The 23,170-nt window shown below is 63.5% G+C and carries 18 protein-coding genes; 5 read left to right on the top strand and 13 right to left on the bottom strand.

Annotated features, from left to right (window positions below; genetic code table 11):
* Nucleotides 1–88 precede the first annotated feature (88 nt).
* The 3 genes from ggt to ACK59Z_RS10360 form a co-directional block, all read right to left on the bottom strand.
* Nucleotides 89–1,756 carry a gamma-glutamyltransferase gene (gene ggt / locus ACK59Z_RS10370; protein WP_019752545.1) on the bottom strand — a complete coding sequence of 556 codons (1,668 nt, stop codon included), beginning with the start codon at nucleotides 1,754–1,756 and terminating at the stop codon, nucleotides 89–91.
* 117 nt (nucleotides 1,757–1,873) lie between these two features.
* Nucleotides 1,874–2,770: a LysR family transcriptional regulator gene (locus ACK59Z_RS10365; protein WP_003251593.1), complete on the bottom strand. Its 897-nt coding sequence runs from the start codon at nucleotides 2,768–2,770 to the stop codon at nucleotides 1,874–1,876.
* 30 nt (nucleotides 2,771–2,800) lie between these two features.
* On the bottom strand, nucleotides 2,801–3,391 hold the full coding sequence (locus tag ACK59Z_RS10360; protein ID WP_003251592.1) for an NAD(P)H-dependent oxidoreductase: 591 nt from the start codon (nucleotides 3,389–3,391) through the stop codon (nucleotides 2,801–2,803).
* A 163-nt stretch (nucleotides 3,392–3,554) separates the two neighbouring features.
* Here ACK59Z_RS10360 and ACK59Z_RS10355 point away from each other — a divergent pair, with 163 nt between their 5' ends.
* The gene (locus ACK59Z_RS10355) at nucleotides 3,555–3,869 is read left to right on the top strand and encodes a putative quinol monooxygenase (RefSeq protein ID WP_108191306.1); all 315 of its coding nucleotides are present in this window, start codon (nucleotides 3,555–3,557) and stop codon (nucleotides 3,867–3,869) included.
* On the opposite strand, the gene ACK59Z_RS10350 is transcribed toward ACK59Z_RS10355, so the two are convergent.
* On the bottom strand, nucleotides 3,859–4,623 hold the full coding sequence (locus ACK59Z_RS10350) for a sulfite exporter TauE/SafE family protein (RefSeq protein ID WP_047604341.1): 765 nt from the start codon (nucleotides 4,621–4,623) through the stop codon (nucleotides 3,859–3,861). The genes ACK59Z_RS10355 and ACK59Z_RS10350 overlap by 11 nt on opposite strands.
* Nucleotides 4,624–4,700: 77 nt before the next feature.
* Between ACK59Z_RS10350 and ACK59Z_RS10345 the strand changes: the two genes are divergently transcribed.
* Nucleotides 4,701–5,582: a LysR substrate-binding domain-containing protein gene (locus ACK59Z_RS10345; RefSeq protein WP_108191307.1), complete on the top strand. Its 882-nt coding sequence runs from the start codon at nucleotides 4,701–4,703 to the stop codon at nucleotides 5,580–5,582.
* Nucleotides 5,583–5,688: 106 nt separating this feature from the next.
* Here the strand turns inward: ACK59Z_RS10345 and ACK59Z_RS10340 are convergent, their stop codons facing one another.
* Nucleotides 5,689–5,964: a metal/formaldehyde-sensitive transcriptional repressor gene (locus tag ACK59Z_RS10340; protein WP_108191308.1), complete on the bottom strand. Its 276-nt coding sequence runs from the start codon at nucleotides 5,962–5,964 to the stop codon at nucleotides 5,689–5,691.
* Nucleotides 5,965–6,034: 70 nt separating this feature from the next.
* Between ACK59Z_RS10340 and dmeF the strand changes: the two genes are divergently transcribed.
* Nucleotides 6,035–6,976: a CDF family Co(II)/Ni(II) efflux transporter DmeF gene (gene dmeF / locus ACK59Z_RS10335; protein ID WP_409292953.1), complete on the top strand. Its 942-nt coding sequence runs from the start codon at nucleotides 6,035–6,037 to the stop codon at nucleotides 6,974–6,976.
* A 96-nt stretch (nucleotides 6,977–7,072) separates the two neighbouring features.
* The gene (locus ACK59Z_RS10330) at nucleotides 7,073–7,417 is read left to right on the top strand and encodes a cupin domain-containing protein (protein WP_003251579.1); all 345 of its coding nucleotides are present in this window, start codon (nucleotides 7,073–7,075) and stop codon (nucleotides 7,415–7,417) included.
* A 191-nt stretch (nucleotides 7,418–7,608) separates the two neighbouring features.
* Here the strand turns inward: ACK59Z_RS10330 and mmsB are convergent, their stop codons facing one another.
* Together mmsB and ACK59Z_RS10320 are read right to left on the bottom strand one after the other, a co-directional pair.
* Entirely contained in the window at nucleotides 7,609–8,496 is an 888-nt protein-coding gene (mmsB, locus tag ACK59Z_RS10325) for a 3-hydroxyisobutyrate dehydrogenase (protein WP_054889659.1), read from the bottom strand.
* Between the two features lie 10 nt (nucleotides 8,497–8,506).
* Nucleotides 8,507–10,033: a CoA-acylating methylmalonate-semialdehyde dehydrogenase gene (locus tag ACK59Z_RS10320; protein WP_003251574.1), complete on the bottom strand. Its 1,527-nt coding sequence runs from the start codon at nucleotides 10,031–10,033 to the stop codon at nucleotides 8,507–8,509.
* Nucleotides 10,034–10,165: 132 nt separating this feature from the next.
* Between ACK59Z_RS10320 and ACK59Z_RS10315 the strand changes: the two genes are divergently transcribed.
* Nucleotides 10,166–11,116 (top strand): LysR family transcriptional regulator, encoded by a 951-nt coding sequence (locus tag ACK59Z_RS10315; RefSeq protein ID WP_003251571.1) that lies wholly within the window; start codon nucleotides 10,166–10,168, stop codon nucleotides 11,114–11,116.
* A 130-nt stretch (nucleotides 11,117–11,246) separates the two neighbouring features.
* Here ACK59Z_RS10315 and ACK59Z_RS10310 read toward each other — a convergent pair whose 3' ends face one another.
* From ACK59Z_RS10310 to recC, 6 genes are all read right to left on the bottom strand, one after another.
* Complete coding sequence (locus ACK59Z_RS10310; protein WP_014754448.1) at nucleotides 11,247–11,738, bottom strand: OmpA family protein; 492 nt, start codon at nucleotides 11,736–11,738, stop codon at nucleotides 11,247–11,249.
* A gap of 4 nt (nucleotides 11,739–11,742) precedes the next feature.
* A complete protein-coding gene (locus tag ACK59Z_RS10305) occupies nucleotides 11,743–13,014 on the bottom strand; it encodes a diguanylate cyclase domain-containing protein (protein WP_003251568.1) in 1,272 nt (423 codons plus the stop codon).
* Complete coding sequence (locus ACK59Z_RS10300; protein WP_014859459.1) at nucleotides 13,011–13,577, bottom strand: YfiR family protein; 567 nt, start codon at nucleotides 13,575–13,577, stop codon at nucleotides 13,011–13,013. Before ACK59Z_RS10300 ends, ACK59Z_RS10305 begins: the two co-directional genes overlap by 4 nt.
* A gap of 100 nt (nucleotides 13,578–13,677) precedes the next feature.
* On the bottom strand, nucleotides 13,678–15,753 hold the full coding sequence (recD, locus tag ACK59Z_RS10295; RefSeq protein ID WP_409292950.1) for an exodeoxyribonuclease V subunit alpha: 2,076 nt from the start codon (nucleotides 15,751–15,753) through the stop codon (nucleotides 13,678–13,680).
* The gene (gene recB, locus ACK59Z_RS10290; RefSeq protein ID WP_409292948.1) at nucleotides 15,750–19,421 is read right to left on the bottom strand and encodes an exodeoxyribonuclease V subunit beta; all 3,672 of its coding nucleotides are present in this window, start codon (nucleotides 19,419–19,421) and stop codon (nucleotides 15,750–15,752) included. The genes recD and recB overlap by 4 nt, the downstream gene beginning before the upstream one ends.
* Complete coding sequence (recC, locus tag ACK59Z_RS10285; RefSeq protein ID WP_409292946.1) at nucleotides 19,418–22,900, bottom strand: exodeoxyribonuclease V subunit gamma; 3,483 nt, start codon at nucleotides 22,898–22,900, stop codon at nucleotides 19,418–19,420. Before recC ends, recB begins: the two co-directional genes overlap by 4 nt.
* Nucleotides 22,901–23,170 lie beyond the last annotated feature (270 nt).

Below are 23,170 nucleotides of genomic sequence, written 5' to 3'. Positions count from 1 at the left end.
CCCACATTGATCGACGTACGCAAGTCCTCGTGGGAGCGGCCTTGTGTCGCGATAGGAGGGCAAAGCCCTCCCGGCGTTCTGACAGGTACTACTTGACGATCATCCCTACCCCACGCCCACGTGGGTCGGAAGCGGTCTCAAGCTTCGCCCCATCGACGCGGATCGCCTGGATGTCGCCCATCTCCCAGCCCTGGTCCTCCAGCACATAGCCCATCTTCTTCAGCTCATCAGCTACCGGCCCGGTCAGTGGCGCATAGCTGTCGAAGTAGATGGTGTCCTTGGGCAGCAACTGATGGTGCACGCGCTGCGCCGCCACCGCCTTGTCCAGCGGCATGCCGTAGTCGTACAGGTTGTTCATCACCTGGAAGATCGAGGTAAAGATCCGTGAACCACCCGGGGTACCGATAACCAGCTCGACCTTGCCATCGCGGGTCATCAGGCTGGGACTCATCGACGACAGCATGCGCTTGCCTGGTTCGATCGCGTTGGCATCACCGCCGACCACGCCAAAGGCATTCGCCGCCCCCGGTTTGGCGCTGAAATCATCCATCTCGTCGTTGAGCAGGAAACCAGCGCCCTTCACCACCACACCACTGCCATAGTCGAGGTTGAGGGTGTAGGTATTGCTGACCGCGTTGCCCTGCTTGTCGACGATCGAGAAATGCGTGGTCTGGTGCGGTTCAAGGCCCGGCTTGACCTTGTCGGTGTCGGAAATGGCCTTCGGGTTGACCTGGGCTGCGCGCTTGGCCAGGTAATCCTTGGCCACCAACTGGTCCACCGGCACCTTGGTGAAGGCCGGGTCGCCCAGGTAATCGGCGCGGTCGGCGAACACCCGCTTCTCGATCTCGGCCAACAGGTGGATGTACTGCGCCGAGTTATGCGCCACCCCTTTGAAGTCGGCCGCGCGGTCTTCCTTGATGCCCAGCAACTGGGCAAGCGCCACACCGCCTGAGCTCGGCGGTGGCGCGGTATACACCACATTGCCACGCCAGCTCACGGCCATCGGTTCACGCCATACCGCTTTGTAATCCTTGAGGTCATCTTTGGTAATCAGGCCTTTGTCAGCCTGCATCTGCGCCACCAGCAAATCGGCCGTCTTGCCTTGATAGAACTCGCTCACGCCCTTGGCGGCTATACGCTCCAGGGTCTGGGCCATTTCCGGCTGCTTGAACAGCTCGCCGACCTTCATGTTGCCGAAGTAATCGTTGAAGTTGGTCGCCGTCTTGAACATGCCTTGGGCATCGTTGCGGTACTGGTACTGCTTTTCCGCCACCTTGAAGCCATTTTTCGCATAGCCGATGGCCGGGGTCAGCAACTCGCTCCAGGGCAGCTTGCCGAACTTCTGGTGCGCCTCCCACAGGCCCATTACCGTACCGGGTACGCCTGCGGCGCGTGCCCCGACCAGGCTGAGGTTCTCGATGACCTCGCCCTTGTCGTCCAGGTACATGTTGCGCGTGGCGGCCTTGGGCGCGACTTCGCGGTAGTCGAGGAAGTAAGGCTTGCCATCGACAAACAGGGTCATGAAGCCGCCACCGCCGATATTACCGGCCTCTGGGTAAGTCACCGCCAGGGTGAAGGCGGTCGCTACTGCCGCGTCCACCGCGTTGCCGCCCTTTTTCAGAATATCGGCGGCCACCTGTGCACCATATTGATCGGGGGCGGCCACCGCGCCGCCCTCCAGGGTGGCGGCGTAAACCGAGGAACAGCTCAGGATCGCGGCTGCGAGAGCCAGATACTGGAAAGGGACAATACGCATGACACTTCCTTGGTGTTGTTTTTGTTGAGCAGTCAGTAAGGCCGAAGCGCTTCGTCTGTGCAATCAACCGCCGGAAGTTTCGCCGCCTGTGGACAGGATTTGTCGCGATCAGGCAACTCAGCAGGCGTACATCGCCAGCTTGCGCTGGATGAAATCCAGGAAGCACTGGATGCGCAGTGCCAACTGGGTGTTGCGGTAATACACCGCGTGGATCGGCTGACGGTAGCCATTGTTGGCCTCGCTCAGCAGCACCTGTAGGCGCCCTGTGCGGATATCTTCGTGGGTCATGAAGTGCGACAGGCTGACGATGCCCTCCCCGGCCAACGCCAGCTGGCGCAGGGTTTCGCCGCTGGAAGCAACCAACGCCGGGCGGATGCTCCAGCGATCGCCCTGAGCGTGACGTAGCGGCCAATGATTGAGCGACTCCGGTTGGCTGAAGCCGAGCAGACAGTGGTTGGCCAGCTCCTCGACCTGCCGTGGCGTGCCGTGCTGCTCCAGGTAGGCCGGACTGGCCAGCACCTGCACCGGACTACAACCCAGGCTGCGCGCGTGCAGGCTGGAGTCGGCCAGCTCTCCGATGCGGATCGCCACATCAGTGCTCTGCTCCAGCAGGTCGATGATCAGGTCGTCGGTGTTGAGCTCCAGTTCGATGCCCGGGTACTGGCGGCGGAACTCGCCAATCCACGGCAGGATGGCATGCAGCATGAACGGCGCAGCGGCATTGATGCGCAATCGCCCGGTCGGGGTCTGGCGGTTCATCGACAGACGCTCTTCCATCTCGTCCATCTGCTGCAGGATCAACCGCGAGCGCTCAAGAAAGTAGCGCCCCTCTTCGGTAAGGTCCATGCGTCGGGTGGTGCGGTTGACCAGCGTGGTGCCCAGCTTGCCCTCCAGGCGCGACAGGGTGCGGCTGACGGCAGACGGGGTCTGGCCCATCTGCTCGGCAGCAGCGGAAATCGAGCCGCAGTCGATGACGGCGACGAATACCTGGAGTTCTTCGGATCGGGTTTTCACATTCAGGCCTGCGGCTGATATCAATCCGGATTAGATCGCCTTGCCGAACACCTTGTCCAGATGCGCCTCGTAGGCCGCCAGTGCCGCCGGCACATCCGGGCGCTTCATCACATCCACAGCCAGGAAGGTCGGCAGGCCGGTCATACCCAGGAACTGGTTGGCCTTGTGGAACGGGAAGTACACGGCATCCACCCCTTTGCCTTCAAAGAAATCGCTGGGGTCATCGAACGCCTGCTGCGGCGCGTTCCAGGTCAGCGACAACATGTATTGCTTGCCGTGCACCAAACCACCGCTGCCGTATTTCTGCGAGTGGTCCGAACGGGTACGGCCATCATTGGCATACAGGCTGCCGTGGCCGGCAGTGAACACGTCGTCGATGTACTTCTTGACGGTCCACGGCGCGCCCATCCACCAGCCGGGCATCTGATAGATCACCACATCGGCCCAGAGGAATTTCTCCACCTCTTCCTGGGCATCGTAGCCGCCATCGATGAACGTCTGGCGCACATCGAAACCGGCGCGGTCCAGGTGAGCGATGGCCGCTTCGTGCAAGGTCGCGTTGAGACGGCCTTCGGAGTGAGCGAACTGTTTACCACCATTGAGCAGAAGGATCTTTTTCATGCTGGCCTCCACGGCCGAATCAAAAATTGATGCCGGCAGGTTAGAGGCTCGCGGGGGCGGGATACAGCGGTGACGGGGCAAAATACAATTGACCAGAAGTCACGAATGAGCAATACATTATTGCCGTAGAATAGCGTCACCCCCCATCACCGAGTAGCGCCCCATGAGTGAGCCGTTCGCCTTTATCCTCAAAGCCAAGACCCGCCCGGAAATGGCTGATGCGTTCGAAAACCTGTTCCGTCCCTACGTCGAGCCAAGCCGCCAGGAACCCGGCTGCATCGAATACCACATGCTGCGCGACCAGCAGGACCCGAGCCTGTTTGTGTTCTTCGAAGTGTGGGCCGACAAAGCTGCGCTGGACATGCACTCGGCCCTCCCGCACATGGCTGCCTTCTTCGAAAAACGCATGGATTACCTGGAGCGCGATTTCGATATCCAGAGGGTCGACATGCTCAGCGCTTCGTCCGCTAGCCGTTGATCAGCAGATGGACGCCGAGTGCGGCCAACCCGATGAAAAAGCAACGCTTGAACAGCAGCGCGCTGATCCGCTGACGCAGCCACTGGCCCGCCAGCATGCCGAGCAAAGCCGGCGCCAGCATCAGCAGCGACGCCCCCAACGCCTGGCCCCCCAAGGCATCCTGCCCGGCCAGGCCTAGGGCCAAGGCTAGGGTCGACACCGTAAACGACAGGCCCAGGGCCTGGATCAACTGCTCGCGGCTCAAGCCCAGGCTCTGCAGGTAAGGTACCGCTGGCATCACGAACACTCCGGTCGACGCCGTGACCACACCCGTGACCAGCCCGCAAAGCGGTCCCAGCCAGCGCTCGTGTCCCGGGCCCACCTGCAGGCCCGGGCCGACCACCCCATACAACGCGTAGACCAGCAAGGCGGCCCCCAGCGCGTGCACAGCCCAGGGGCCACTGTTGATTCCCAGCCAGGCGCTGCCCAGCAAGGTGCCGACAAAGATCAATGCCAGCATTGGCCCCAGGCGGACCAACAACCCTCGCAGATGCCCGCCGCTGGCCAGCTGCCACAGGTTGGTGAGTGTCGAGGGCACGATCAACAACGCGGCAGCCTGCGCAGGTGGCATAGCCAGGCCCAACAGGCCCATGGCAATGGTGGGCAGGCCCAGGCCGATGACCCCCTTCACTGCGCCCGCCAGCAGAAAGGTCAGTACAACCAGCAACGACAGTGCCGGGCCAATGTTCTGGTAAAACGCGAGCAAGGTAGTCATGGGCCGATGATGCCGTGCCCCGGGCAACGTGAGAATCTGCCATATACTCAGCCAGCCTCTTGCCAGGACAGAGCCACATGCATTTCGACCTGATCGACCTCAAGCTGTTCCAGCACACCCTGGAGTGCGGCAACATCACCGCCGGCGCCAGCCGCAGCCATCTGTCACTGCCAGCAGCCAGTGCGCGCATCCGCGCCATGGAAGCATCGCTGGGCATTCCCTTGCTGGAACGTAACCGCCGTGGCGTACAACCAACGCCGGCTGGCCAGGCACTCCTACAGCATGCACGGCTGATAACGCAGCAAGTCGAACGCCTGCAGTTCGACCTGGGCCTGTACGCGCAAGGGCAGCAAGGCCAAGTGCGCCTGCTGTGCAACACCGCAGCGCTGACCGAATACTTGCCCGAACTGCTGGCCAGCTATCTGGCTGAAAACCCTGGAGTCAGCGTGGATGTGCAAGAACTGCCAAGTTTGCGCATCGTGCAGGCAATTACCCAAGGCATGGCCGACCTGGGCATCGTGTCCACAGCCGCCCCCAACGAGCACCTGCAGACCCGGCCGTTTCGAGACGACCCGCTGGTGCTAGTGACGCCACAGCGCCACCCCCTGGCCAGTGCGCTGGCGCCAAGTTTCGTCGACAGCCTGGCCCATGGCTATGTCGGCCTGGGGGCCGGCAGTGCACTGGGGTTGTACCTGGAAGAGCAAGCGCTGCACGAGGGGCAGCGCATGCAGGTTCGGGTACGAGCAGAGGGGTTTGATGGGGTAATCCGCATGGTCGCGGGCGGGGCCGGAATCGGGGTGGTGCCGCTGGCAGCGGTGCAGCGCTGGCAAGGGATGCTGCCGTTGCACTGGGTGGCGCTGCAGGAGCCATGGGCCAACCGCCGGTTGCTGGTGTGCGCACGGGATTTCGCGGCATTACCAGGCTATGCCGCCGGACTGGTATCCACCCTTACCCACTGACAGCCTTCGCTGGCACGCCTGCTTCCACAAACTCGTTCGCGTACCGCTCGGACCGTGAAGGTATTGATACCCCCCTGGGGTATTCGTGAAAGGGTACGGCGACCTCCTACTTCAGATAAGAACGCAGCAACACCGCCACCTTGTCTGCCTCGTCCTGCCGTTCCTCGGCACTCAGGCCGTCCGCCACGAGGTGATCGCGGATGTGCCCTTCCATCACCTCGGCCATCAGCCCGTTCACCGCGCCGCGCACGGCAGCGATCTGCTGCAGGATCGCCAGGCAGTCCTTGTCCTGCTCCAGCGCCGTCTCCAGGGCGGCGGCTTGGCCTTTGATCTTGCGCACCCGGGTCAACAGCTGCTTCTTGCTCTTCAGGGTATGTGCCATTGGGTTTCACGCCATGCTAGGTATACTGGGGTATAGTATTTTTCTCGATCTTCCGGGAGCATGATAAACCATGGCGACACAAACCTCAGACCGCTGGCAGCACAGCCACCAGTTCCACACCAGCAACCTGGGCGCTGAGCGCAAAACCCGCCTGGCGGTTTGGCTGACCGCAGTGATGATGGTGGCGGAGGTTGCCGGAGGCTGGTACTTCAACTCCATGGCGCTGCTGGCCGACGGCTGGCACATGAGCTCCCACGCCCTGGCACTTGGCCTGTCCTTGCTGGCCTACGCTGCCGCTCGGCGCTATGCAGGTGACCGGCGCTTTGCCTTCGGCACCTGGAAGATCGAAATTCTCGGCGGCTACTCCAGCGCATTGCTATTGCTGGGCGTGGCCGGACTGATGGCGTTCCAGTCGGTGGAACGGCTGTTGGTGCCGGGACAGATCCACTATGACGAGGCGATCTTCATTGCCGTGGCGGGCCTCGCCGTCAACCTCATCTGCGCCTGGCTGCTACGCGATGACCATCATCATGACCATCACCCTCACAGCCACGATCATCACCATCACCATCACCATCATCACCACCACGACCTGAACCTGCGCTCGGCCTACCTGCATGTGATGGCTGATGCCGCCACTTCGGTGCTGGCCATTGCTGCCTTGCTGGCCGGCAAGTTCTGGGGCGCCAGTTGGCTCGACCCAGCGATGGGCCTCGTCGGTGCGCTGCTGGTCGCGCTGTGGGCCCGTGGCCTGCTGCGCGATACCGGGCGAGTGTTACTGGACGCCGAGATGGACGCCCCGGTTGTGGCGGAAATCCGCGAAGTGGTCGCGCAATTGCCGGCGCCGGCCAGTATCACCGACCTGCATGTCTGGCGGGTGGGCAGGGACCAGTACGCCTGCATTCTTGGCCTGGCCACCCAGGCCACACTGAATGCCGACGGCGTGCGCCAGGCCCTGGCCGTGCACGAAGAGTTGGCGCACATCACTGTCGAGGTAAACCGCCTGCCATAGCGCGACCAGACACCTGGACGTCGAGCCCAGGCAACTGCTGCGCGGCCGTTGGGCCTATGGTGACCCGTCATTCAGCCAGTCACCAGGAGTTGTGCCATGTCCGATTTCATCACCGTCCTGCGCGAAACCTGCCCGACGCCGGTCGTGGACGCCACCAAGTGGAAGCGCATCGGCGGCGATCCGCACACCGTCAACCTCAATGCCTACCTGTCGGCCGACGGCAGCAAGATCATGGGCACCTGGATCTGCACCCCGGGCAAGTTCGAGGTCAACTACGATAAATGGGAGTTCTGCCACTTCCTCGATGGCTATTGCATCATCACCCCGGAAGGCGAAGAGCCCAAGCACCTGAAGGCGGGTGATGTGTTCGTGATCGAACCGGGCATGAAAGGTACGTGGGAAGTGGTCGAGACTGTACGTAAGTATTTCGTCTTCGCCTGACCTGCAGGCGCGGATTTAGCTGCGAATACGGCGGTGAGGCTTCTGCAGCATTCGCGGGTGAACCCGCGCCTACAACGGCCGCGCAATACCTGTAAGCGTGGACAAAAAAATCGCGGAGCAGACGCCCTTCCCTCTGGTGCGCAGTTACAGAGGGAAGGCCACCTGGCCCGCGATGAAGTCCACCTCTTGCATCAATCCTTCTTGCGATAACCCTCGACGATGGCCGAGAAGTCCTTGCCACCCTCGCCTCGCAGGCTCATGGCCTGGTACAACTGCTGGGCCACGGCACCGAGAATCACCGGTTGGTGTGCCTGGCGTGCCGCTTCGGTAGCCAGACCGAGGTCCTTGAGCATGAGTTCGGCGCCAAAGCCACCGGTGTAGCCACGCGATGCCGGTGCGGTTTCGATGACGCCCGGCCACGGGTTGTAGGTGTCCGAACTCCAGCAACGCCCGGTCGAACTGTTGATGATGCCGGCCAGCACCTTGGTATCGATACCCAACGCGTTACCCAGGGCCATGGCCTCGGACACGCCGATCATCGAAATGCCGAGTAGCAGGTTATTGCAGATCTTGGCGATCTGGCCGGTACCGACTTCCCCGCAGTGCACGATGTTGCGGCCCATCTGCTCCAGTACCGGCTTGAGGCTGGCGAACAACTCGGTACTGGCGCCGACCATGAACGTCAGGGTGCCGGCCGCCGCGCCGCCAGTACCACCGGAAACCGGCGCATCACCCATGTCCACGCCCTTGGCCGCTGCGGCCTTGGACACATCACGTGCGGTCTGCGGGTCGATGGTGCTGCAGTCAACGGTCGGCGTGCCAGGGCGAATGCCAGCCAGTACGCCGTCCTCGTTCAAATACACGCTACGCACATGGGCTGCGGCCGGCAGCATGGTGATCACCAGCTCGCTGTTGGCCGCCGCGTCCTTGGGTGAGGGGCTGATCTGCCCGCCCAGTTCTGCCAGCTCGGCCAGCACGGCCTTGTTCAGGTCGAACAGGTTCAGCTGATGTCCGGCCTTGATCAGGTTGCGGGCCATGGGCGCGCCCATGTTGCCCAGGCCGATGAATGCGATACGCATGACGTACTCCTTAGCGCAGGCTAATGGTGGTGTTCACACCGTCGTTGACGCTGTCGTCATCGAACCAGCGAGCCGTGACGGTCTTGGTCTGAGTGTAGAACTGCACCACTTGCTTGCCGTACGGCCCGAGGTCACCGAGTTTGGAGCCACGCGAGCCGGTGAAGCTGAAGAACGGTACGGGTACCGGGATCGGGATGTTGATGCCGACCTGGCCAATATCGATTTCGCTCTGGAACTTGCGGGCCGCAGCGCCGCTCTGGGTGAACAGGCCGGTGCCGTTGCCGAACGGGTTGGCGTTGACCAGGGCGATGGCCTCGTCGAGCGTATCGACTTCCAGGGTCACCAGCACCGGGCCGAAGATTTCCTGGGTATACACCTGCATGTCGGTCTTCACGCCCGAGAACAGGGTTGGGCCGACGAAGTTGCCTTGCTCGTAGCCCGGCACCTTGACGTCACGGCCGTCAAGTTCCAGCTTGGCGCCTTCCTTGATACCGCTTTCGATCAGGCCCAGCACACGCTCCTTGGCACGCTTGGAAACCACCGGGCCAACGTCGGTGCCCGGCTCGCAGCCAGCATTGACCTTGAGCTTGCTGGCAGCCTCCTTGATATCCGGCAACCATTCGCGGGCCTTGCCCACCAACACTGCCACCGAGGTCGCCATGCAGCGCTGGCCCGCCGCGCCAAAGGCAGCACCGACCAGCGCATTGATGGTTTGCGTGCGGTTGGCATCAGGCAACACCACCGCGTGGTTCTTGGCGCCCATCATTGATTGCACACGCTTGCCATGCTGGCTGCCAAGGTTGTAAACGTGCGTGCCGACTTCAGTAGAGCCCACGAAGGAAATCGCCTTGATGTCCTGGTGGGTGCAAATGGCATCCACCACCTGCTTGCCGCCGTGCACCACGTTCAGCACACCGGCCGGTACGCCGGCTTCCAGCGCCAGCTCGACCAGAAGCATGGTCGACAGCGGGTCCTGCTCGGACGGTTTGAGCACGAAGGTGTTGCCGCAGACGATGGCCATGGGGAACATCCACAGCGGGATCATTGCCGGGAAGTTGAACGGGGTGATGCCAGCGCATACGCCGATCGGCTGGCGCAGGGTGTAGGTATCGACACCGCCGGCGACGTTCTCGGCAAATTCGCCCATCTGCAGGGTACCAATGGACGCCGCGTGCTCGACCACTTCCAGGCCGCGGAAGATATCGCCTTCAGCGTCGGCCAGGGTCTTGCCCTGCTCGGCGCTGAGCACCTGGGCAATGCGTTTGGTGTGTTCGCGGATCAGCGCCTGCAGCTTGAGCATGATGCGCATGCGCGCGCCGATCGGGGTGTTACGCCACGTCTGGAAAGCGCGGTGAGCAGCGGCCACGGCTGCATCGACTTCCTCGACGGTGGCGAACGGTACGCGCGCCAGCACCTCTTGGGTGGCCGGGTTGACGATGTCACGCCATTCGGTGGTTTTGGACTCGACCCACTGGCCGTCGATCAGCAGCTTGACCTGCTCGACCTTGGTGCTGTTAGGGGATTGCGGTGCGTTCATCTGCGTTCTCCTTGGAATTGTTGTCGGGACGAGATCGCCAGCGCCGGGCAAACGCGGGGTGGCGTCCTGAGGCTTGTTTCGAGTATAGATGTGCAAACATCCAACAAGAACGCACAAAAAAACCGGATCATCATGCAAAAAGACCTCACATCCCTGAGCGCGCTCAACTGGGACGATTTGAAGTTCTTCCTCGAAGTGGCTCGCACCCGCAAGGCCAGCAGTGCCGCCAAACGGCTGAGCGTGGACTACACCACCGTGTCGCGACGCATCAGCTCGCTGGAGGGTGCGCTGGGCACCTTGCTGTTCGAAAAGTCGCGCACCAACGGCTTTGTGCTGACCGCCGAAGGCCAGCGCCTGCTGGGCTATGCCGAATCGATCGAGAGCACGCTGCACATGGCGTGCGAGCAGGTGTCCGGGTCGGGGGTGGCGTTGTCGGGCCATGTGCGCATGGGCTGCACGGAGGGCTTTGGCAGCTTTTTCATCACGCCGCAGCTAAGCCACTTCGTCGACGCCTACCCGGCGATTTCGGTGGACATCCTGCCGCTGCCGCACTTCATCAGCCTGTCCAAGCGTGAGGCGGACATCGTCATCGCGCTGGAGCGGCCCGAGCACGGGCCTTATGTGTGCTGCAAGCTGTGCGACTACCGCCTGCGGCTGTATGCCACCCAGGGCTACCTGGACAGCCACGCGCCGATCCGCCAGGTGACGGACCTGGCCAAACACCCCTTCATCAGTTACGTGGATGACCTGGCGTTCAGCTCCGAGCTGCTGTACCTGGCCAACCTGATCCCCAACGCCAGCGCACATTTGCGCAGTACCAGCGTGATCGCGCAGTACACGGCAGCACTGCAGGGGCGTGGGCTGGCAATATTGCCGTGCTTCCTCGCCGCGCAGGACCCGCGATTGGTCACGGTGTTGCCGGAGGAGATCGAGGTGACGCGGCAGTTCTGGATGTATTGCCGGGAGGATTTGCGCAAGTTGAAGCGCATTACCCTGCTGTGGGATTACATCCGGGCGGTGACCGAGGCGAATGCGCCATTGTTGATGGGGCAAACCCGCGAGATGCGCTTTGCCCAGGACTGATGGGCCTGCGCATTTCCGAAGGCAACACAGCCCCTGTAGGAGCGGGCTTGCCCGCGAACACCGGCAAAGCCGGTGCCGGGCCGCGTTGCCCACGCCTACAGGGGATATGTGACAGCCCGAGCGTCAACGATCAGTAGGACGCTACCACGATGGACACCCGACGGTTCTCGGTACGCCCAGCGCTGGTGCGGTTGTCCGCCACCGGCTGGCTGCTGCCCAGGCCACGGCTCTGAATGTTCTGCGCCTGCATGCCAATCCCCACCAGCGCCTTGGTCACGCTTTGCGCGCGGCGCTCGGACAGCTGCTGGTTATACGCCGCCTTGCCCGACGAGTCGGCATGCCCGTCCACCCGCACGCCCTGGATGCCAACGCCGAGCAGCGCCTTGCCGATGCGCTCGACAATCGCCTGGCTCTGGCCATTGAGGCTGTCCAGATCGCTGCCGAACAACACTTTGCCAGACAAGTCGTAGGCCCAACCTTCATCGGTCGGGGTGAAACCTTCGCGCTTGAGCACGGCAATCTGTTCTGGGGTAAGGCCTTTCGGGGGCGCGCTCTGGCAACCCGTCAGCGCCAGCATGGCGAGCAACAAGGCCCAAAGCGGAAAACGTAAAGCTTGCATCACGGGTTCAACTCCTGTTCCTGATTTCGTTGGCGGACCGTTCCGTCTGCGCCAGTTGCCAATGGCCACGGCGTTCGCGCTTGGCCTGGTACATTGCCGCATCGGCGGCATTGAGAAGACTGGCGGGGTCAGCGCCGTCGTCCGGGTAATAGGCAATACCGACACTCAGCGAGGTGGAGATACTGCGGCCACTGTCCAGTTGCACCGGCAGCTTCATGCTGGCAACGATCTTCTCGGCAATGTGTTCGGCGTCCTTGCGCGTATGCAACGGCGTCAACAGCACGGCAAACTCGTCGCCCCCCAGGCGCGCCACCAGATCGTGCTCGCGCAGTTGGGCGCGCACACGTTCGGCCACGCTGATCAACACCTCGTCACCCACGGCGTGGCCGAGGGTGTCGTTGATCTGCTTGAAGTGGTCGCTGTCGAGGAACAGCAGTGCCAGGTGGTCCTGCTGACGCGCCGCATTCCGCACGCTGCGGCTCAGGCGCCCTTCAAAGAAGGCGCGGTTGGGCAAGCCGGTCAGGCTGTCGTGGCTGGCCTGATGGGCAAGGGTCTGGTTTTCGCTCTGCAGGTGGCTATGCCACACCTCCAGTTCATCCAGCAGGGCATTGAAGTCGTTACCCAGCTCGTTCAGCTCGGCAATCGGCGCTTCTGGTACGCGCCGGTCGAAGCTGCGCTCGCGGCGGGCGGCATGGGCGACACTGGCCAGGCCACGCAGCGGGCGGGTGATATCGCTGAGCAGGCGCCGCGACAGATACTGGGCAGCCAAGGCGCTGAGGACCGTGCAGAACAGGATACCGGCCAAGCCACTGAGCAGGAACAGCAACAGGCTCCTGCCCTGGCCTGCCAGCTCGATGTGCCCGACCTGCTGTTGCTGGTGCACGATCGGCAGAATGACCGGCTCATCCAGCAAGGCGCTGGCAACCTGCACCTCCAGCTGCGCGAGCATGCCGGTATTGTCGCGTTGCCAGTGCGCCAGTTGCTCGCCCTCGTTGTTGAAGACCTTGGCCTCGGCCACTTCTTCGGTACTGGCAATCAACGCCAGCGATTCATTGGCGGCGGCGCTGTCATCGAACACCACCGCCGCCTCTACCGTGTAATTGATCGAGCGGGCGATCAACTGCAGGTTATGGTTGGCATAGACACGCAGTGCGAGCACGCCCAGCAGGGTGAGGGAGATACCCGCCAGGCCAACGGCAAGCAAGGCGACGCTAAGGTGGCCACGGCCCAGCACCGAGCGCAGGGTCGGGCGCACGGTACGCTTGCGGGTCGGCTTCATGGCTGCTCCGCCCGGCGCCGCGACAATTGCAGCACGCTAGGGTGAATACGCACGCCAGAGCGTGCCACCGAGTCGAGATTGACTTCAAAGGCCACCTGCTGGTCGCTGACCCGCAGGCAGAACAGGCTGCCGACCGTGCAGGGGTCATCCGCCTCGCTGATGCTCAGCACCGGGTGGCCGCCGATACGCTGGAACAGCCGATCCCGCTGGCCCTGGTCAAGCTTGCCAATGTAGAGGGCATCGCAGGCCTGGGCGACCTGGGTGTCTTCTGCCAGCAAGCGCCGCACCTGCAGCGGCCGGCCGGACTCTTGGACATGGCCCTTGATGAGATCGTCGGCGTACTCGGTCGGGCCGACCAGGCACAGGCGCAAAGGAGAGGGTTCGACGGGCCAGCGGGCGTAACTGAAGATACCCAGTACTACCTGGGTGACTGCCTTGGCGCGTTGCTGTGCCTGGGCGGCGGTTGTGCCGGGGTCTGCCCGGGCAGCGCCTGCAGAAAGGAGCAGGACGGCCAGCAATAGCGAAAGCGCACAGCTTGTCACTCGCCTTGCGGCCACGTTCATGTGGGAAATCCCTTTAAGCCCCTTCCGATATCGGCGCAACGATAGCACATGGCCGCTTTATTGTATGAGCCTGCAGCCACGTGTAATGGGTGTCATGGCCCTAGACCTGCTCGAGCATCAACCCGGAAATACGCCGTACTTTGCGCGCCACCGCTTCTTCGAAAATGCCTTGGCGTGGCTCGACCAGGCTGAAGCAGTGCTTGGCCCGAGTGATGCCGGTGTACACCAGTTCCTTGGTCAGCACCGGGTTGAGCGCATCCGGCAGCACCAGGGCAGTGTGGCTGAACTCCGAGCCCTGGGACTTGTGCACGGTCATGGCGAATACCGTTTCCACTTCGTTGAGCCGGCTCGGCAGAACGAACCGCACACCACCACTGCCGTCGTTGCGCGGGAAGGCCACACGCAGCAGCGGCTGGCCCTGCTCATCCGGCAAGCGCAGGGCTATACCGATGTCACCATTCATCAGGCCCAGGCCGTAGTCGTTGCGGGTCACCAGCACCGGGCGCCCTTCGTACCAAGGCTGCTGGCTGTCGATCAGACCGGCATTGTGCAGCACCCGCGCCACCCGTTCATTCAGGCCTTCGACCCCCCAGGCGCCCCGGCGCACCGCGCACAGCAACTGGAAATCCTCGAAACTGCGCAACACCTTGCCCGCCCATTGCTCCCAGGCGGGGTCGTCAAAGGCGGTATCAAGTGCTGGCCGGTAACGCCCAAGGGTGCGCAGGTAGCTGCGGTAGCCGTGCGGTCCATCGGTACCGCGGTTCAGACCGTCCAGTAACAGGCGGTCGAAAGCACGATCCTGCTCGTGCTTGAGCGACAGGCTGTGCACGTCAGCAGGCGGCGCGGCCAGCATGTTGCGCGCCGCGTGAGCATCCTGACGATTGACCAGTCTGGCCAACTGGCCAATACCGCTGCCTTCACCGAATCGCCGTGAAAAACGCAGCATCACCACCTGCTGAGCCAACGGGTGGCGCTGCTCATCGCCGACCTTGAGACCACTGCCGGCCAGCGACTCGCCACTGACCTGCTGAAGCCACGCTGCAGTCGCCGGCGAGTAAAAGCCCTCCTCAGCATCCCGGCACAGGTCACCCAGCACCGCGCCGGCCTCGACCGAAGCCAACTGGTCCTTGTCGCCCAGCAGCACCAGACGCGCCCGCGGCGGTAAGGCATCGAGCAGGTTGGCCATCATTTCCAGGTCGATCATCGACGCTTCGTCGACCACCAGCACATCCAACGGCAACGGGTTGCCAGCATGATGGCGGAAGTGCCGCGAGCCAGGGCGGCTGCCTAGCAGGCGATGCACGGTGCTGACTTCAGTGGGGATTTGCCCGCGTACTTCGGCGCTGACTTGCAGGCGCTCGACTTGCTGGCCAATTGATTCGGTCAGGCGCGCAGCGGCCTTGCCGGTCGGTGCAGCCAGGCGGATGCGCAGTGGCCTGCCCTGCTCCACTGCCGGCGCCTGCAGCAACGCCAGCAGGCGCACCACGGTGGTCGTCTTGCCGGTGCCGGGGCCGCCAGTGATGATGCTGAAACCGGCCCGGGTGGCCAAGGCGCAGGCAAGCTTCTGCCAGTCCACCTGGCCAGCTGGCGCGCCGCCCTCGAACAGTTGCGCCAGGCGCTCTGGCAGGTCCGCAGGCGGTGCTTCGGCCTGACTCAGGCGCTGGCGCAGGGCCTGGTCGATGCGCCGCTCGTAACGCCAGTAACGGCGCAGGTAAAGGCGCTCGCCACTGCGTACCAGTGGCCGCGCTTGCTGGCCAGGCGTATCACCTGCGGCCACCAGCGGGCTGGCGCTGATGCGCTGAAGCCAGGCATTCAAGTCAAGGTTGGCCAGCAGTTGCGATGGCAGTAGCAGAGGGCCGATAAGGGCGTCACCTTCCGGCGGCAACGACAGGGCGAAATCCGGCTCGGCCAAGGTTTGTTGCAGGTCGAGGCAGACATGTCCGTGCCCCAGTTGGTGGCTGGCCAGCGCCGCTGCCAGCAATAGCAAGGGATCACTGCCGGGGGCACGCTCTTCCAGGAACGACACGAATGCGCGGTCCAGGGCGCGTAGCCAGCCCCGCTCAACCCAACGGTCGAGTAATTGCAGCAGGTCAGCGCTGTTGTGCTGCGGTGCCAGCGCCAGCAGGTGCTCTGCGTGCAACGGGGTGGGCAACAGGTCGACAAGGCTTCGGCTCATGGCGCAACTCCGGCAAACAGGTCCTGCTGTACCGGCGCGTGCTCGCCACGGAACAGTGCATCGAGGCTTTCGATCAGCTCACGCGGTGGCTTGGCGTGGTACACGCCGTGGCCGCTGCTGGCACCGCGCAGGAAGATGAACAGGGCGCCGCCAACATGGCGGTCATAATCGTAGTCCGCCAGCCGCGCGCGCAACTGGCGGTGCAGGGCCAGCAGGTACAGCACATACTGCAGGTCGTAGCGGTGCTCAAGAATCGCCTTTTCCATGGCCATGGGATCGTAGGCCTGGATGTCCGCACCCAGCCAGTTGGACTTGTAGTCGGTCACGTAGTAACGCCCGTCCAGCTCGAACGCCAGGTCGATGAACCCTTTGAACATGCCGTTTAGCACGGTCGGCTGCGCAGCTGGGCGCGCCAGACCGGGGTGGGTGTGGCGTGCCACCAGGCGATCGAGTTGTTCTGCGTCGACCCGGTGGCTGGCGAACCAGAATTCCATTTCGATCTGGTAATGACGCAGTTGGCCCAGCGTTACGCTCTGGTCGCTGCCCGGCAGCGGCAACGCCTCGCCCAGCAAACGTTGCATCCAGTGGCTCAGGGTGGGGATCCAGCCGGCCCAGTCACGGCGATTGCAGCGCTGGCCAACGGTACGCTCGATCAGTTGAGGGTTACCGCTGACCTCGCTGAAGCCCTCACGGCCTGCCCACTCCAGCAAACCATGGAGGAAGGTGCCGGGGTTAGGCCCCCGTGGGAAGCGATGGATATCGCCGCTGTCGGCCGGGACCTCGCGCAACACCTGGGCATCGGGCACCTCGTCATCCAGCAGTTGCTGGGCCTGCGAGCTGTCGGCGCCGAGGGTCTGATCGCCAACACGAAGGGCACTGTACGAAGCGATCCACCAGTGCTCGGCAGCCGCATGGCGTGGCCTGCGTGCCGGCAGCAGTTCACGCTCGGCGTGTGGCATGCGATACATCTGCTCATCCGCCTGCGGCAGGCCTGGGCAAGTGATGTGCGGGCAACTTGCCGCCAAAGCCTGCAACCAGTCCGTCAGCTGCGCCGAGCCAGCCAGGGCCAGGCCGCCCCCCAGCAGGTAGCCAAACGCCGAGCGGTGCAGCTGCGAGCTCTTCAGATTACCGCGCTTGAGGTCGGCGACACCCAGCCAGCAAGCATGCTGGGCACGGGTCAGGGCCACGTAGAGCAGGCGCAGGTCTTCGGCCAGGCGCTCGTCGTCAGCGCGCTCGATCTGCTCCTCGTCAGGTGTGAGGGTGAGGTGGGCGTTACCTTCGCTGTCATGCCAGGCCAGCGGTAGACGGCTACCATCCACCGGTTTGCTGGTGCAGATGAATGGCAGGTAGACCAAGGGATATTCCAGGCCCTTGGACTTGTGGATGGTCACCACCTTGACCAACTGTTCGTCGCTCTCCAGGCGCAGGATCTGCTCTTCACCGGCCTGACCGGAACTGGCCAGGTGCTCGGCCAGGTGGCGGATAAGCGCCTGTTCGCCGTCCAGCTCGCCAGCGGCCTGCTGCAGCAGCTCGGCCAGGTGCAGCAGGTTGGTCAGCACCCGCTCGCCATCACTGCGGCGGATCAGCGTACGCGGTAGCTGGAAGTCATGCAGCAGGTGGCGCAACATCGGCAACACCCCTTGGCGCTGCCAGGTGTCGCGGTAAAGGCGAAAGCGCATCACCCAGCTCTCCCAGACCCGCTCGTCCTGGTTAAGCCGGTCCAGCGCAGCCAGCGACAGGCCCAGTGTAAGGCTGGCCAGAGCAGCCTTGAGCAGGCGCTCTGAGTCAGGCTCGGCGCAGGCCTTCAGCCAGGCCAGCAGGTCGTGGGCTTCCTGGGCGGCAAACACCGAGTCCTTGTCGGACAGGTAGACGCTGCGCACCTCGCGTGCGGCCAGTTCGGCGCGGACCATCTGCGCCTCATGGCCATCGCGCACCAGGATGGCGATGTCCGAGGGCAAGCAGGCGCGCAATTCGCCTTCGGCATTCTGGAAACCCGCCGTGCCCTGCTGGCCACCATTGAGCAAGGCCACAATATGGCTGGCGCAACTGGCGGCCAGTTGCTGGCGGTAAACGCTGCTGGAGACTGGCTCTTCACTTTCCAGCTGCCAGCATTGCAGGGCTGCACTGACTTCACCGTCAATCAGCAGCTGTTCGCCACGCCCCTTGGCGCGCACCTCGATGAATGGCAGCGGGTTGTCATCGGCCTCGCGGAACAGGAATGCACCCCGCCCCGCTTCACGCCCCTCGGCCTGCAGGAACACCTGGTTGACCGCCGCCACCATGGCTTTGCTGGAGCGGTAGTTGGTGTCCAGGCTGTGCAGACGGCCGCTGGTGGCGCGCCGCGCCGCAAGGTAGGTGTAGATGTCGGCACCGCGGAAGGCGTAGATCGCCTGTTTGGGGTCCCCGATCATGAACAGACCGGTTTCGGCGCGGTTTTCACTGATCTGGTAGATGCGCTCGAAAATGCCGTACTGAACCGGGTCGGTGTCCTGGAATTCGTCGATCAGCGCAACCGGGAACTGTTCACGGATCAGGCTGGCCAGGCGCTCGCCGGCCTCGCTGGCGAGTGCGTGCTGCAAGCGCACGAGCATGTCGTCGAAGCCCATTTCTGCACGCCGGCGCTTCTCCACTTCGAAACGTGCCGATACCCAACTGGCCGCGTGCTCGAGCAGAGGGGCATCCGGGCTGTCCAGGGCCTGTAGTTGTTGCTGCAAGTGCTGCATGGCGTTGAGGGCTGGGTGTTCGGGAGGTTCTCCCTTCCAGGCCTCGGCCATGCCCGCCGGGGTCAGCCGGGTAAAGCCGGTGCCCAAGTCGAGCTCTACCAGTTGCTCATCGCTGGCCCAAGCGCAGAGCTTGTCGAACCAGGGCTCGAAGTAACGGGCTTGCATCTTGCGGCCGTCGACCTGTTTGGCGGCCAGCGCATCGCGGCAGATTTGCCGCAGTTCCTCGGCCCACTGTGCCCATGGCGCCTTGATCCGGGCCAACTGTGCACCACGTTGCTGCAGCGATGCCTGGATCAATGCGGCGGGCTCAGGCCCATCCTGCTGGGCGCGCACACGGCCGAACAGTGGGCGAATGCGTGGCAGCAAAGCGTCGGGGCTCCCCCAGTTGCCGCGCACCCAGGCCAGTGCGTCCCCTTGCATCCCATAGCAGAAGCGCCGCCAGTAATCGCGCATGACCTGGCCCAACAACTCGCTGTGGTCGGTTTCCAGGGTCTGGGTGAACAGGCTGCCGCTGTCGAAGGCATGCTCGCGCAGCATGCGCTGGCACCAGCCATGGATGGTCGATACCGCAGCCTCGTCCATCCACTGCACGGCGATTTCCAACCGGCCGGCGCAACGCGGCCAGTTCTCTTGTGGGTAATCGTCACGCAGTTGGTGCAACAGCGGATCGGCCCCTTCCAGTTCGCCACGGAAGAACCGTGCGGCTTCAGCCAGGCGGGCGCGGATACGCTCGCGCAGCTCTTTGGTGGCGGCGTCGGTGAAAGTCACCACGAGGATCTGCGGTGGCAGCAGCTCGCGCTCGAAGCCCTGCTCGCCACCGTGACCGAGGATCAGGCGCAGGTACAGCGCCGAAATGGTAAAGGTCTTGCCCGTGCCGGCGCTGGCTTCGATCAGCTGGCTACCGTGCAGGGGGAAACTCAGTGCCAGAGGACGGTCCTGGGTCATGCGCCTTTCTCCGGGTTGCCCAAGGTCTGCCAAGGGGCGGTGAACAACGGGCGGTACAAGGTCTCGCACCAGCCTTCAAACGTTTCGTCAGCGGTGAGTGCTGCAAAATCTCGGAACTGGCGAGCCAGCGCAATGCTTTCACTTCGCTCGCCAAAACTGGTGCGTTCGTCGCCTTCGTAGGCGCGAGCTGCTGCGGCCATGGCTTTATCGGCATCGTCCTGGGCCAACCAGGCGAACGCGGTCTTGGCCGCGACTGGCAACGGCGCATTCATTGCCGCCTGACGGGCCACCAACAGGTCGCCCAGCAGTTGCGCGGCCAGCGCTTGCGGCAGCGGTGCAAGCAACAGGGTCAGGTCACTGGCTACCAATGCACTGTTATAGGGGTAGCCCGCTGCACAGGCCGCCAGGTGCGTAACCCAGGGCGCGATAAGGCGGTGCCACTTCAGGTTGTTGCGCCCGGCACTGATGGTGTTGGGTACTGTGGTGATGCTGAGAAGGCTCTGATCTTCCGCCTGGAACACCCGGCCCAGCCAGCCCTCCAGACGGTGCTGACCGTGCTCGAAATGCACCGGTAAAGCGCCCTCGACCAGCTGTGGCCAGCGTTGCAGCAATTGTTGGTGACGTTGCAGCAGGTCCGGCAGCGGTTCGATCAATTCGTTTTGCAGCAGTTCGCCGAAACCGGCTAGCGGCAGCAAACCGCAGGCCTGCAGGCGTCGGGCCTGGGCGCGCAAGGCCTGTTCAGCGTTGTCCGGTTCGGCCAAGGCGGCGCCAAGCAGGCTTTCACTGGCGCCGTAACGTTGCAGGGTATCGAGGACGAAGGGCTCTTCGTCCGGGGTCGGCGCTTCCAGCGCCTCAAAGTACACCTTCAAGCGCTGGCTGAAGAAGTGCCGTACCGGGTGGCGCAAGAAGTCATTCAACTGGTGCAAACTCAGGGCTTCAGCGTCCTCAAAAGGCGGCAGGCCCGGCTCGCTCTGCTCGTCTGCCTCACCTTGCTGGTGCAGCACCTGCCATTCATGGGCATAGCTGAACAATGGGCTGCCCTTCTGGAAGTACCGAGGGCTGAACGGCTGCAGCGGGTGCTCCTGGGTCAGTGCGTGCAACAGTTGCTCGCCCGGTTTCGCGAGCTGGCCCTGCTGCGCGTCGGCCAAATGCCAGCCCGCAGCGATGTGATCGCGCAACTGGCCGATCAGCACCGAGGCCGGGCGTTCGCTATTGTCGCGGATACTGCGCCCGACCCAGCTGACATACAGTTGGTCACGTGCTGACAGTAGCGCTTCAAGCAACAGGTAACGGTCGTCTTCGCGGCGTGAGCGGTCGCCGGGGCGATAGTCGCTGGCCATCAGGTCGAAGTCCAGCGGTGGCTGCGCACGCGGGTAATCGCCATCATTCATGCCCAGCAGGCAAACCACCCTGAACGGGATCGCGCGCATGGGCATGAGTGTGCAGAAGTTGACCGAGCCGGCGAGGAAACGTTGTGACAGCTTGCCCTGATCAAGGCCCGACAACCAGGCTTCACGCACCACGGTAAGCGGTAGCGGGTCGTGCAGGCCGACGGTCTCGCACACCTCAAGCCAGCTATCACGCAGATCCTGCAACTGCATCAACAGGAACTCATCACCCTCGTCCTCGGCGAGGAAGAACACGTGCAGCAAGGCATGCAGTCGCTCGCCCCACTGGCTGACGGTGGCAGGCTCGGACAAAGCCTGGCAGGCGACTTCGAGCGCATCGAGCAACGCGACCAGCGGGCCGATCAGTGCCGCGTCCAGGCCACCGATTTCATCGTAGGGTTCAATGCCATCACAGGCCTCACCCACCCCCACGGCATAACCCAACAGCATGCGGCGCAGGCCGAAACGCCAACTGTTCTGTTCGAGCCCGGCGGGCAAGCCCAGGCTCGCCCGCTGCGCGGCGTCAAGGCCCCAACGGATGCCAGCGCCCTCGATCCAGCGGTGCAGCGTGGGCAGGTCGTTTTCGCGGATGCCGAAGCGGGCGCGGACTGCCGGCACGTCCAGCAGGTCGAGCACTTCGCTGACCGCGAAGCGGCTATCAGGCAGTTTGAGCAGGTGCTCAAGCGCGATCAGCAAAGGCTCGCGACCACGCTGGCCCTGGTCTGTCAGGGTGAACGGGATGTAGCGTGGATCGTTACGCTGCAACTGGCCGAAGACGGCGCGGATATGCGGCGCGTAAGTGTCGATGTCCGGCAGCATGACGATTACGTCGCGCGGGCGCAAAGTCGGGTCGGCGCTGAAGCGGGCCAACAGCTGGTCGTGGAGGATCTCCACTTCACGTTGCGGGCTGTGCGCGATATGGAAGCGGATCGAGCGGTCTTTTGTGGTGTCGACTGCCGGCCACCGTTCGCGGCTCTCGGCGAGCGGGCGCAATTCCAGGATGTCGTCCTGCAGTTCGTTGAGCAGCGTGGTGGGCGAACCGTCGCTGAACAGGTCGATGCGGCCGTCGCTGAACACGCCCTGGTAGCTGCCCGGGTCGTCATAGCTGTCGAGCAGGTTGATGTAGTCGCGGCCTTGTTTACCCCAGGCTGCCAGCAACGGGTGGGCATGCTGGTGCAGCGTCTGGTCGTCCAGTTGCAGGGGCATGCCTTGCTTGCGTTGCTGGCGTTTGTACTGGTGGCGCAACAGGTCCTTGTCGGCAACGATATCGGCCCAGTGGTGGCGGCATGGGTTGTGTACGCACAGCAATACCTGACTGAAACGCGACAGGCCTGCCAGTGCTTCCAGGGCCTGGGCCGGCAGCGAAGAGATACCGAACACGATCACCCTCGGTGGCAGCCCGGCAGGTGCCTGCTCCAGGCTGTTGATGCGCTCGATGAAACGTTGGTGTACTCCGGCGCGGCTCTGCGCCATGCCTTGCTCGCCAACATCCTCCAGCAATGCTCGCCACAACTCGGCTTGCCAGCGGTTGCCTGGCGGCAGAACTTTGCGCTCGCCGCGGGCCGTGTTGATGACGTGCTCACCAGTGGCCCAGTCCTTGAGCCAATCGGCACGGTAGACCTGGTACTGGTCGAACAGGTCGGCCAGGCGCTCGGCTAGCTGGTAGCGCTTGCGCAAGTCACTGTCGTCGGTGAGGAAGCGCCGCAGTGGCTCGAAATGCGGACGCTCGATGAGCGCTGGCAACAGACGCATCAGCCGCCAGGTCAGTGGTGCCTTGTCGAGCAGAGACACTTCGGGAATTTCGCTACGGCCAAGCACGCTGCGGTAGAGCTGCCACATAAAGCTACCGGGCAGTTGCACATCGATGGCAGCGGCGATGCCGCAGCCGCCTTGGTCATCTTCCAGCGGATCTTCAGCCAGGGCCAGCTTGAGCCATTGGGCGATGCCATTGCTTTGCACCAGGGCAATTTCGTTTTCCAGAGGCGCCAGCGGGTAGCGACGCATCCAGCTCACTACCAGGCTACGCAGGTCGTCGAGGCGGTTGCCGTGGACGATCATGAAGCCTGGGTGGAGATGGGCGGTGTTGGGCATCGGAAGGTCTCTGGAGGCGCTGATGACTGAGAGGGGAACGATATCACGCGCACATGAAACGGCCGAATGCCATCAGGCTGTGGGAGCGGGCACTTCAACGCGGTGCCATCCGCAGCGTGGCACTCCCGATCCATAGGGGAGGCGACGTTGGTGGCCTGGAGAGTGTGCGCCCCTGCCTGGCGTTGCCCCCTTCCCCGTAGGAGCGGGTTTACCCGCGAACACCGGCAACGCCGGTGCCATCTCCGCTCCACAGGGATTCAAGCAAGCGCG

The organism is Pseudomonas sp. KCJK9058 (assembly GCF_046230975.1).
Classification (GTDB): domain Bacteria; phylum Pseudomonadota; class Gammaproteobacteria; order Pseudomonadales; family Pseudomonadaceae; genus Aquipseudomonas; species Aquipseudomonas alloputida.
Note: the sequence above shows the minus strand (reverse complement) of the source record. Positions and strands in the feature narration are given on the sequence as shown.